Origin of the sequence: Halorussus lipolyticus, assembly GCF_029338375.1 — an archaeon.
GTDB classification, from domain to species: Archaea; Halobacteriota; Halobacteria; order Halobacteriales; family Haladaptataceae; genus Halorussus; species Halorussus lipolyticus.
This window is the reverse complement of sequence record NZ_CP119804.1, coordinates 30,241-39,829: the sequence shown is the minus strand read 5'-3', so window position 1 is coordinate 39,829 and position 9,589 is coordinate 30,241. Positions and strand designations below refer to the sequence as shown.

At 66.4% G+C, this 9,589-nt stretch carries 13 protein-coding genes; 5 read left to right on the top strand and 8 right to left on the bottom strand.

What is annotated here, in order from left to right; translation table 11 throughout:
- Nucleotides 1–3: 3 nt before the first annotated feature.
- Genes P2T57_RS00245 through dapA form a run of 6 tightly spaced genes read right to left on the bottom strand, consistent with a single transcriptional unit; the run spans nucleotide 4 to nucleotide 5,800 of the window.
- A complete protein-coding gene (locus P2T57_RS00245) occupies nucleotides 4–1,113 on the bottom strand; it encodes a M20 family metallopeptidase (RefSeq protein WP_276300469.1) in 1,110 nt (369 codons plus the stop codon).
- A gap of 19 nt (nucleotides 1,114–1,132) precedes the next feature.
- Entirely contained in the window at nucleotides 1,133–2,017 is an 885-nt protein-coding gene (gene dapF, locus P2T57_RS00240; protein WP_276300468.1) for a diaminopimelate epimerase, read from the bottom strand.
- On the bottom strand, nucleotides 2,014–3,273 hold the full coding sequence (gene lysA / locus P2T57_RS00235; protein ID WP_276300467.1) for a diaminopimelate decarboxylase: 1,260 nt from the start codon (nucleotides 3,271–3,273) through the stop codon (nucleotides 2,014–2,016). Before lysA ends, dapF begins: the two co-directional genes overlap by 4 nt.
- Complete coding sequence (locus tag P2T57_RS00230) at nucleotides 3,270–4,106, bottom strand: 2,3,4,5-tetrahydropyridine-2,6-dicarboxylate N-succinyltransferase (RefSeq protein WP_276300466.1); 837 nt, start codon at nucleotides 4,104–4,106, stop codon at nucleotides 3,270–3,272. The genes lysA and P2T57_RS00230 overlap by 4 nt, the downstream gene beginning before the upstream one ends.
- On the bottom strand, nucleotides 4,107–4,895 hold the full coding sequence (gene dapB / locus P2T57_RS00225) for a 4-hydroxy-tetrahydrodipicolinate reductase (RefSeq protein ID WP_276300465.1): 789 nt from the start codon (nucleotides 4,893–4,895) through the stop codon (nucleotides 4,107–4,109). It abuts the gene before it with no gap.
- Complete coding sequence (gene dapA, locus P2T57_RS00220) at nucleotides 4,892–5,800, bottom strand: 4-hydroxy-tetrahydrodipicolinate synthase (protein ID WP_276300464.1); 909 nt, start codon at nucleotides 5,798–5,800, stop codon at nucleotides 4,892–4,894. Before dapA ends, dapB begins: the two co-directional genes overlap by 4 nt.
- Before the next feature lie 319 nt (nucleotides 5,801–6,119).
- On the opposite strand from dapA, the gene P2T57_RS00215 reads away from it, so the two are divergent.
- Nucleotides 6,120–6,446 carry a DUF8070 family membrane protein gene (locus P2T57_RS00215; RefSeq protein WP_276300463.1) on the top strand — a complete coding sequence of 109 codons (327 nt, stop codon included), beginning with the start codon at nucleotides 6,120–6,122 and terminating at the stop codon, nucleotides 6,444–6,446.
- Between the two features lie 106 nt (nucleotides 6,447–6,552).
- Nucleotides 6,553–7,194 carry a metallophosphoesterase family protein gene (locus P2T57_RS00210; RefSeq protein ID WP_276300462.1) on the top strand — a complete coding sequence of 214 codons (642 nt, stop codon included), beginning with the start codon at nucleotides 6,553–6,555 and terminating at the stop codon, nucleotides 7,192–7,194.
- A 44-nt stretch (nucleotides 7,195–7,238) separates the two neighbouring features.
- Here the strand turns inward: P2T57_RS00210 and P2T57_RS00205 are convergent, their stop codons facing one another.
- On the bottom strand, nucleotides 7,239–7,508 hold the full coding sequence (locus P2T57_RS00205) for a hypothetical protein (RefSeq protein WP_276300461.1): 270 nt from the start codon (nucleotides 7,506–7,508) through the stop codon (nucleotides 7,239–7,241).
- Between the two features lie 193 nt (nucleotides 7,509–7,701).
- Here P2T57_RS00205 and P2T57_RS00200 point away from each other — a divergent pair, with 193 nt between their 5' ends.
- Nucleotides 7,702–7,863, top strand: a complete 162-nt coding sequence (locus tag P2T57_RS00200) for a hypothetical protein (protein WP_276300460.1) — start codon at nucleotides 7,702–7,704, stop codon at nucleotides 7,861–7,863.
- A 208-nt stretch (nucleotides 7,864–8,071) separates the two neighbouring features.
- Nucleotides 8,072–8,569 (top strand): LabA-like NYN domain-containing protein, encoded by a 498-nt coding sequence (locus P2T57_RS00195; protein WP_276300459.1) that lies wholly within the window; start codon nucleotides 8,072–8,074, stop codon nucleotides 8,567–8,569.
- 17 nt (nucleotides 8,570–8,586) lie between these two features.
- Here P2T57_RS00195 and P2T57_RS00190 read toward each other — a convergent pair whose 3' ends face one another.
- The gene (locus P2T57_RS00190) at nucleotides 8,587–8,757 is read right to left on the bottom strand and encodes a hypothetical protein (RefSeq protein ID WP_276300457.1); all 171 of its coding nucleotides are present in this window, start codon (nucleotides 8,755–8,757) and stop codon (nucleotides 8,587–8,589) included.
- 203 nt (nucleotides 8,758–8,960) lie between these two features.
- On the opposite strand from P2T57_RS00190, the gene P2T57_RS00185 reads away from it, so the two are divergent.
- Nucleotides 8,961–9,452: a PUA domain-containing protein gene (locus P2T57_RS00185; RefSeq protein ID WP_276300456.1), complete on the top strand. Its 492-nt coding sequence runs from the start codon at nucleotides 8,961–8,963 to the stop codon at nucleotides 9,450–9,452.
- Nucleotides 9,453–9,589 lie beyond the last annotated feature (137 nt).

Here is a 9,589-nt window from a genome sequence, read left to right as displayed (position 1 = left end):
TCCTCAGTCACAGAGCGCCGCCAGCGTCTCTTCGAGCGCGTCGGCGGCAGACTCGACCTCTGCAATCCGGACGTACTCCCGAGGAGCGTGCGCAACTGCGCCCTCGTCGTCGGCCAGTGCGCCCGGTCCGAACACGACCGTCGGGGCCTCCTCGGCGAAGTACGACGCCTCGGTTGCGGCACCGAAGGGCCGGATTGCCCCGCCGCTGGCGTCTCGGAGTTCCCGGACCACCGCCGAGTCGGCGGGCGTCTCGAACGCGGCCAGAAACGGCGTCTCGCGCTCGGCCAGCGTCACTTCGACGCCGACACCCTCCGGGGCGTGGTCCCGAAGGTGCGACTCCAGCGCGTCCCGGAACCCCTCTGCGGTCTCGGGTGGAATCGACCGCCGGTCCACCACGAACGAGCATTCGGCGGGCACCTGATTCGTCGCGGTGCCGCCCTCGATGGTGGTCGGGACCAGCGTCGAGTCGCCCAGCAAGTCGCTCTCGTCCGGGCGGTCCTCGCGGTCGTCGAAGGAGTCGAGCGCCGCCAAGAGGTCCCCGACAGCGCGGACCGCGTTAACTCCCGATTCGGGTTCGGCGGCGTGGGCGTTCGCACCCCGGACCGTGACGGTCGCCTGAAACCGCCCCTTGCCAGCATTGCACACGTCGAGTTCGGTGGGTTCGCCCACGATTACGGCGTCGGGGTCGGGGGTCAGTTCGAGGTCCGCCGCGCCGGTCGAGTCGGTCTCCTCGTCGGGCGTGACCGCCAGCGTGACCCGGCCCCGTTCCGGCGAAGTGCCCAGAAAGGCCGCCAGCATGGCCGAAAGCGGTCCCTTGGCGTCGCAGGACCCCCGGCCGCGAATCGTGCCAGATTCGTCGTCGCGCTCGAAGGGAACGTGGGGCGGCACCGTATCGATGTGAGTGTTCAGCACGACGTGGGGTCCCACCCGGCCCGAATCCCTGACGGCGATGGTGTTCCCGGCGTCGTCCACCTCGACCGAGATTTCGGCGTCTTCAGCCCCGGTATCTGCGCTTTCCAGCGTCTCTACCAGCAGGTCGCGCATCTTGCCGACCTCCTCGTGGGAGGGCGTCTGGACCGCGCGTTCGAGGAAATCGATGGGGTCGAAACTCATGGTGGGTCTCCTCGCCGAATCATGCCTCGCTCACGTGCCGAGGGTCCGGCGTCGAGGTCACTTCGCCCTCGAACTCGCGTTCGACCGGACCGGTCAGGGTCGCCCGCCCGTCCCGGAATCCGACATCGAGGCGTCCTCCCGGCGGGAACACCGGAATCTCCTCGGCGGTGGTCTTGCCGAGTCGTCGCGCCGTGACGCCGATTGCGACCGCGCCGGTGCCACACGATTGGGTCTCGCCCTCGACGCCGCGCTCGTAGGTTCGCTGGTCGAACCCGCCGTCCGACCGGGGTGACGCGAACGTGACGTTCGCACCCTCCGGGAAGGCCTCAGCGTGGCGGACTTCGGGCGCGACCGCTTCGAGGTCCACCTCGTTCACGTCCTCGACGAAGGCGACGGCGTGGGGGACGCCCGTATTCACCGCGGTCACTTCGAGGCCCGCGACGGTCTCCTCCAGCAGGGAGTCGTCGCGGTCGTCTGCGAGCGGTACGTCGCACGGCGAAAACGAGGGATGCCCCATCTCGATAGTGACCTCGCCCTCGCGGAGTTCGGCCCGCCGGGTCCCGGCCTGCGTGTCGAGCATGATGGTGTCCGCGCCGGTCTCCTCGCCAGCCCACTTGGCGGCGCATCTCGCGCCGTTGCCACACATCTCTGCGGTCGAACCGTCTGGTTGGACCAGCGTCATCACCACTCGGGGCGGCGAGAACTGTGGTTCGAGCGCCAGAAAGAGTGTTCCGTCTGCGCCGACGGACTCGCTCTGGTCGCCCGCCGCGCCGCCGACGCTCACGCCGTCACGTCGGTCGCACACTGTTCTGGCGAACGCGCCCCGGTCGGGGACGTACTCGTTTGCGTCTACTACTACGAAATCGTTGCCGGTGCCGTGGTACTTCTCGAATTCGATGCTCATCGTTGTTCCTCCAGTTCGACCGCCGTCACGTCCGCAATCGTTTCGCGTCGCCGCGCCAGTCGCGCCTCGTCGCCCGAGAGGACGACCGACGCCGGGCGGGGACGGGAGTTGTACTGACTCGCCATCTCGTAGCCGTAGGCTCCCGCGTTGCCCACCGCCAGCAGGTCTCTGCGGGCGGGGTCGGGGAGCCAGTAGTCGCCGAAGGAGTCGCCGCTCTCGCAGACCGGCCCGGCGACCGTCACCTCGCGGTCCGGGCGCGTAGCGTCCTCGGCCGAGAGGTTCCGAATCTCGTGGTGAGCGTCATAGATGGCCGGGCGGGCGAGTGTGGTCATCCCCGCGCCGACGCCGACCACGACGCTCTCCGGTGTCTCCTTGACCGTGTTGACCTCGGTCAGCAAGACTCCCGCGTCGGCCACCAGATAGCGGCCCGGTTCGACCGCGAGGTCGGCCGAGATGTCGCCGAGGGCCTCGCGGGTCGCCGAGGCCACTGCGTCCAAATCGAGTGGGTCCTCGTCGGAACGATAGGGAACGCCGAAGCCACCGCCCACGTCCACGAATTCGAGGCCGAGGCCGCGGGATTCGACCTCCCGAGCCAACTCGCCCATTCGACCCACCAGTTCCCGGTGGGCCGAGAGGTCGTCACCCGAGATGCCGCTTCCGGCGTGAGCGTGGATGCCGACCACCGAAAAACGCTCGGCGGCGTCTTCCAGCAAATCGGCGGCCCGGTTGTCCGGCACCCCGAACTTAGCGTCCGCGCCGGTCGCCACCTTCTCGTGGTGGCCCGCGCCGACGCCGGGGTTGACCCGGAGACAGATTCGGCCCGAGTATCCGCGCTCGGCGAGTCTGTCGAGGGTGTCTTCCGCACCTGCGGTGACGGTCAGTTCGGGGTGGTCGTCTGCGAGTTGGACCGCGATGTCGAGGTCGCGGGCCGGCGGGTTGACCGCGGTGTAGTGGACGCGAGAGGCCTCGACGCCGGCATCGAGGACTCTGGCCAACTCGCCCGCCGAGGCGCACTCGACGCCGGCCCCCTCGTCGGCGAGGGCTTGGAGGACCGGCCGGGCGGTGTTGGCCTTCCCGGCGTAGTAGATTTCGGCCTCGGGGAAGGCGTCGGCCATTCGCCGGTAGTTCTCTCGCACGCGGTCCAAGTCCAGCACGTAGAGAGGCGTACCGTGTTCGTCGGCGAGGCCCCGGAGGCGACTCGCGGACCAGTCGGCGAGTCGGCGCACCGGGGGATTTCGGACCTGCTCGGCGCTCATTCTCGGAGGACCTCCTCGCGCTCGGTCGCTTCCAGCGTCTCGGCCTCGACGTCCATCGCCACGACTGCGGGCTTGTAGGCCCCGCCCTCGAACAGGTCGTGGTCGCCGACCGACGACTCCACGAACCGGGTGAACGCCCGGCGCTCGGGCGGGAGGCGACCGTGGAGAATTTCGTCGTCCACGAGGTCGTAGACCGGGATTCGGGGCGTCAGCAGGGTGTTCTCCCCGACCACCGAGTTCTCGCCGACGACGAATCCCGAGGTGACTCGGCATCCAGCACCGAGCGAGGCCCCGTCTTCCACGACCACCGGGGCGTCCTCGACGGGTTCCAGCACGCCGCCGATGAGGGTGTTCGCGCCTAACTTCACGTCAGCGCCGATTTGGGCGCAGGACCCAACCGTGTCGCACGAATCCACGAGCGTTCCGTCGCCGACGTGCGCGCCGATGTTGACGAAACTCGGACTCATCATGATGCAGTCTGCGCCGACGTAGGCCCCTCTGCGCAGGACCGTTCCGTCGGGGGTGTTGCGGGTGCCTCGGTCGGGCAGGTCGCTCGTGTCTCGGAGGGGAAGCACGTCGTGGTAGGTCACGTCGCCGTACTCCCGGCCCGCGATTTTCCGCAGGCCGAAGTTGAGCAGGATGCCCTGCTTGACCCACTCGTTGGATTGCCAGTCGCCGCTCTGGTCTCGCTCTGCGGCCCGGACCTCGCCGGTTTCGAGCGCGCCGAGGAGCGCGTCGAGGGAATCGCGCTCGTCTCTGCCCGCCGAGTCGGCGGTGAGGTCGCCGTCGTCGTATCGGTGCCACAGGTTCTCGATTTCGGACTGGAGGCTCATCTACTGGTCACCTCCTTCGACGACATCTGGGAAATCGTACCATCCCGGTTCGCGGTCCGCAAGCCAGACCGCCGCGTCGAGGGCACCCTCGGCGAAGACGCCGCGGTCCTCGGCGCGGTGGGTCAGGCGGACCTCCTCGTGGTTGCCTGCGAGGAGGACCTCGTGTTCTCCGGTGATGGTCCCGGCACGCCGGGCGTGGACGCCGATTTCGCCCTGCTCGCGGGGGGCCTCGCCCTCTCTGCCGTGGACGCGCTGGGGGTCGGATTCCTCTCGCGCGTCCTCGATGGTTTCGAGAATCGTCTTAGCGGTCCCGCTCGGGGCGTCTCGCTTTCGATTGTGGTGAGTCTCGGTGACTTCCGCGTCGTACCCCGGCAGGTCGGCGACTGCCGACTCGACTGCCGAGACGAGGGCGTGGACTCCTCGGCCGAAGTTCGCGGCCTTCAGAACCGGCGCGTACTGGGCCAACTCGCGGAGGGCCTGCTCGCCCTCGTCGCCGAATCCGGTCGTGCCGACCACGCTGGCCACGCCGGCCTCGGTGGCCACCGCGACGTAGTTCTGACTGCTCGCGGGACCGGTGAAGTCCACGAGAACGTCGGGGCGATGGTCGGCGAGGAGGGCGTCGAACTCGCGGGCGGGTTCGACGGCGATGCCTGCGACGGATTCACTCGCGTCGGTGGCGTCACGGTTGACCGCGAACGCGACTTCCACGTCGGCGCGGGAATCGGCTGTTTCGAGGACTGCACGGCCCATCTGGCCGGTCGCGCCGGTGACTGCAATCGAGACGGTCATCGGTGTACCCCAATCTGCTGGTCGGCTAACTCTCCGAGGATACCTGCAAGTTCTGCGCGCGGGGCCTCCGAGAGGCGCGTCAGGGGCGAGCGCAGGTGTGCCGGGCCGTAGCCCCGAATCTCCATCGCCTCCTTGACCGGGATGGGGTTGGTCTCGGTAAAGAGGGCGCGACAGAGGGGCGCGAGGTCCTCGTGAATCTCGCGGGCCTCGGCGAGATTTCCGGAGCGCGCAGACTCGACCATCGCAGAGGTGCGCTCGGGTTCGACGTTCGCGGTGACGCTGATAGTTCCGGTCGCGCCGAGCGCGAGTAGCGGAAGCGTGAGGAAGTCGTCGCCAGAGAGGACCGAGAACTCCTCGTCGCGGGTGCGCTCGATGACCTCGCCGATTCGGTTCAGGTCGCCGCTGGCGGCCTTGTAGCCCCGGATGTTCTCGTGTTCGGCGAGCGAGACTGCGGTTTCGACGGCGACGTTGCGGCCGGTTCGGGAGGGGACGTTGTAGACGATTTGGGGCACGTCCACCTCGTCGGCGACGGTCCGGTAGTGGCGCTCCATCCCCTCGGGTTCGGGCTTGTTGTAGTACGGCGAGATGAGGAGAAGCGCGTCGGCCCCGGCGTCGGCCGAGCGCCGGGAGAGTTCGAGGGCCTCGCGGGTGGAGTTACTTCCGGACCCCGCGATTACTGGTACGTCTACAGCGTCGGTCACGGCGTCCACGACTTCGACGTGTTCGTCGTGGGAGAGGGTCGCGCTCTCACCGGTCGAACCGACGGCCAGCAAGCCGTCTACGCCGGCGTCGGCGAGGCGTCGGGCGTCCGTTCGGAGTTGTTCGAAGTCGATACTGTCGTCGGCGTCGAAGGGGGTCGTCATCGCCGGGTAGACCCCGGTGAAGGGTTCGCTACTGCGTGTCATGGTGGATGGTCGATTGCGGACTGGTGGTCGATTCGAGGCTGACTGGTGAACGGTGCGAAAAACGAGTGCGGCCCGCGACGGGGTTGCTACGCCCGCCTCAAGCCTGTCGGTGATAGCGTTTTGTGCGTTTTAGCCCCGCAAAACCGACCGACCCACCGCTGGCCGAGGAGACGCGAACGGCCGCGGTGCGGTCGGAGTGCATATGCGACAAACCTTCGCCCTCGAACTTAACCCTTCCGCCGCGTGCGATACCTGCCACACGTCGGAGAACATTTATTTGATAGCATATACGAAACCGGTCATGGTCGATTGAGAACTCATGGCACGGTCCGGGGCGCGCTACACGGTGGTCTACGGCGGTGCGACCGGTCTCGTCGCGGCGCTGACCAACCACACCGTCTTGGAGGTTCTCGTCGTCTCCGCCGGCCTCGTCCTCTTGCTGTTCGTCGCGGGCGGCACCGGCATCGTCCGGATGGGAACGATAAAGACCAACTTCGGTTCGGCGGGTCTGCTGGGCACCACCACCGACCCCGTGGAGGACGACGCTTTCGCCGAGGCCATCTCTGCCGACCTGAAACTGTTCTTCTACGCCATCGGACTGGTGGTCTTCGGATTCACAGCGCTGGTCGCGGGGCGTCTCGTCTGAACCGCGGCGACGAGGACCGAGCGCATCGCCCGTGACGCGCCGACGGTCTCCGACGAGCGCCGCTTGAACCGCGGTTTTATCTTTCCGCCGGCCGAATCCGTGATTAATGCTCGTTCTCGGAGACGCTCACGCCGACGACCCCGACAACCGGCGGGCGCTGTTCGCCGCCTATCGGGCCGCCGACGCGGACGTGGCTCTGCAGTTAGGCGATTTGCTTCACTACGACCTGCCGATTCCCACCTACTTCATCGCCGGCAACAACGAGGACTTCGACACCATCGACGCCCTCCGCCACGGCCGGGTCGAGAGTTCCGCGGTGCGAAACGCCCACCTCCTCGCCGGTGCAGTCGAGGAGGTCGAAGGCCTGCGAATCGCGGGCCTCTCGGGTAACTTCGCGCCGACGCAGTACGAACGACCGCGACCGAACCTCCACGGCGAGCGCCGGCGACACTTCGTCCGGGGCGACGTGGCGGCGGTCAAGCAGTTGGAGGACGTGGACGTGCTGTTGACCCACGAGGCCCCGCACGGCCTGCCGGTCTCGGAGGACTACGAGGTCGGATGTCAGTACATCGACGAACTCATCGAGGCGGTCGAACCCCAGTTGTGTCTGGTCGGCCACCACCACCAACACGCCGAGATGACCTACGACAACACCCGCGTCGTTAGCCTCGCGCCGGTACAGGAGCGGTACTACCATCTGAACCCCGAGACGCTGGAACTGTCCTCGTACACGACGCCGCCCTCGTAAGCAACGTCCGCGCTACCGAGACTGCGGCGACGAGAATTGCAGAATTAGGGGTCGGACGAAGACGATTCGTCTCCGCCGGTGACAACGCCGCTAATCGACCGGAAGAACCGTCGAACTCCCGACGTACTCATCTCGATGCGCTCGCCCGAGAGTTCACGATTGCTCTTTTTCGAGTCCCGGCGAGTCCACTCGAACGCCTCAGTAAAAAGTTCGTCTGCCGACGGCGACTCCCGAAGTTCGTTCGCTTCGGCCACGAGGTCCTCGACTTCGGTGACCTCTCGGAAGACCTCCTCGTCGTCGGACTCGGGTGCCATCTATCCGTCGAAAGCGACGAATTCGTCATACAAAAGTATCCTGATACGGTTTACAGGAGACGGGAAAAGTGCCTTCGGAAATATATGTGTGCCTTTAAGCAATGAAATAGATTTAGATAGAATTAATTTGATTGTTTGGGGGCGACCTCCGTCAGCCACAGCGTTTAGGTCCGTTCCGACCGCACATCCGGCGATGCTCGTCCTCGGAGACGCCCACGCCGACGACCCCGACTTCTGTCTGGTCAGCCACCACGAGCGCCACGTCGAGGCCGAGTACGGCGATACTCGGGTCGTCAGCCTCGCGCCCGCGTGGGAACAATACTACGTCCTCGACCCCGAGACGCCGACGGAGTGAATGGCTCCTCCTGCGGGACCGCGGTAGCGGCTTGCAGTCGGTGGTCGTGGTGCGGTCGCAGAGGCCGTTGCGGGTCAGAGCGCGTCTCCGGCCGTGCTTTTCATCGACGGGTCCCAGCGAGGGGGCCGAGAACCCCCGATTCCGGGCCGAGCGACCGCAGTAAAAGGTTGGCATGGGTTTTTATCGCAGGAGGTTCGAAGTGTAGCTTATGACCGAAATACACCCCAACCAGCGGGTTGCGGTCCTCGCAGACGCTCAGAACCTCTATCATACCGCACAGAGCGTCTACAGTCGGAACATCGACTATTCAGCTATTTTGGAAAAATCGGTGCAGGGTCGGGAGCTGACCCGAGCCATCGCCTACGTGATTCAGGCCGACAGCCCCGACGAGGAGCGATTCTTCGACGCGCTCGGCGACATCGGCTTCGAGACCAAAATCAAGGAACTCAAGACGTTCGGCGACGGTTCGAAGAAGGCCGACTGGGACGTGGGAATGAGCTTAGACGCCGTGACGCTGGCGAATCACGTCGATACGATTATCCTGTGTACCGGCGACGGCGACTTCTCGCGGCTCTGCTCGCACCTCCGCCACGAGGGCGTCCGGACGGAAGTCACTAGCTTCGAGGAGTCCACGTCGGAAGAACTGATTCAGGCCGCCGATTCGTTCGTTGATATGTCCGAGCGACCCGATACGTTCCTACTCTGAACCACCGAAGCGACGGATTAGACCGGGCGGCCGTCTTCGTCGGCGGTGCCGCTCAGGAGCGCGCCGCCGGCCATGACGAGGACGGCGACGGCCGACAGGACGTTAGTCGTGAACGACTGGGTAGCGGCGACTGCGAAAATGGCGAGGCCGGCCACCAGCACGAGCGCCAGACCGAGGTTTGCTTTCATTGTAACCGACCGTAGACGCTCCAAGATTATAAATCAAACCGTAATCGCCGGCTAATATTATGATTAATCGTTAAATTGTTTTTAGGTATCTGTTCTCATGGTATCGTTCCACAATTGGTCTCGGCGCTCCGCCCGGCGTCGGTCCCCGCCGCTCCGAACCCGAGAACGAAGGCTTTTCGCCGGGCGACGCGAAATTCCGGGCAATGAGTACGAGCGACGACGGCGGCGTGCCGGACGACCTCCCGCGACTCCGGACCGTGGCCGACTACCAGTTCGGGGCGGGCGTCGGCACGGCGCTGTTCCCCGACGACGAGCGCCTCGAAATCAAGCGGTCCTCGTCGGGCCGGCCCCAGCAGGTGATGGCCGACGAGGGTCGCCTCGTCACCTACGGTACCGACGGGCGATTCACGCTCGGCCTCGCCGGCGGACGGCGAATCGCGGACGCGCTGTCTGGTCCGGCGGGTCGGGTCGTGGTCGGCGACGAGAGCGAACCGTTCGTCCGCGAGGGCAAGAACGTCTTCGCTAAGTTCGTCTCCGCGGTCGGTCCCGAGATTCGCCCCGGCGACGAGGTGGCTATCGTCCACGAGGAGGGCGCGCTCCTCGGGGTCGGGCGGGCGGAACTCTCGGCCGACGCGATGGCCGACTTCGACACCGGGATGGCGGTGATGGTCCGCGAGGGCGCTGGCGACGAGTAACGTCGCTGTTCCGGCGGCGTACCGTTGCCGACCGCTATCCCGGCCGCGAGCCACGTCTCTTTCCGTGTCGCTCCGGACTCGTCCCGGAAGGTCGCGCTCCCCGCGACGAGATACGTCCCCGACAGCGCGGCGTCGTC

Excerpts from the sequence above, each read along its gene's own strand:
- P2T57_RS00245 (WP_276300469.1), bottom strand. The coding sequence starts at position 1,113 with ATGAGTTTCGACCCCATCGATTTCCTCGAACGCGCGGTCCAGACGCCC.
- dapF (WP_276300468.1), bottom strand. The coding sequence starts at position 2,017 with ATGAGCATCGAATTCGAGAAGTACCACGGCACCGGCAACGATTTCGTA.
- lysA (WP_276300467.1), bottom strand. The coding sequence starts at position 3,273 with ATGAGCGCCGAGCAGGTCCGAAATCCCCCGGTGCGCCGACTCGCCGAC.
- P2T57_RS00230 (WP_276300466.1), bottom strand. The coding sequence starts at position 4,106 with ATGAGCCTCCAGTCCGAAATCGAGAACCTGTGGCACCGATACGACGAC.
- dapB (WP_276300465.1), bottom strand. The coding sequence starts at position 4,895 with ATGACCGTCTCGATTGCAGTCACCGGCGCGACCGGCCAGATGGGCCGT.
- dapA (WP_276300464.1), bottom strand. The coding sequence starts at position 5,800 with ATGACACGCAGTAGCGAACCCTTCACCGGGGTCTACCCGGCGATGACG.
- P2T57_RS00215 (WP_276300463.1), top strand. The coding sequence starts at position 6,120 with ATGGCACGGTCCGGGGCGCGCTACACGGTGGTCTACGGCGGTGCGACC.
- P2T57_RS00210 (WP_276300462.1), top strand. The coding sequence starts at position 6,553 with ATGCTCGTTCTCGGAGACGCTCACGCCGACGACCCCGACAACCGGCGG.
- P2T57_RS00205 (WP_276300461.1), bottom strand. The coding sequence starts at position 7,508 with ATGGCACCCGAGTCCGACGACGAGGAGGTCTTCCGAGAGGTCACCGAA.
- P2T57_RS00200 (WP_276300460.1), top strand. The coding sequence starts at position 7,702 with ATGCTCGTCCTCGGAGACGCCCACGCCGACGACCCCGACTTCTGTCTG.
- P2T57_RS00195 (WP_276300459.1), top strand. The coding sequence starts at position 8,072 with ATGACCGAAATACACCCCAACCAGCGGGTTGCGGTCCTCGCAGACGCT.
- P2T57_RS00190 (WP_276300457.1), bottom strand. The coding sequence starts at position 8,757 with ATGAAAGCAAACCTCGGTCTGGCGCTCGTGCTGGTGGCCGGCCTCGCC.
- P2T57_RS00185 (WP_276300456.1), top strand. The coding sequence starts at position 8,961 with ATGAGTACGAGCGACGACGGCGGCGTGCCGGACGACCTCCCGCGACTC.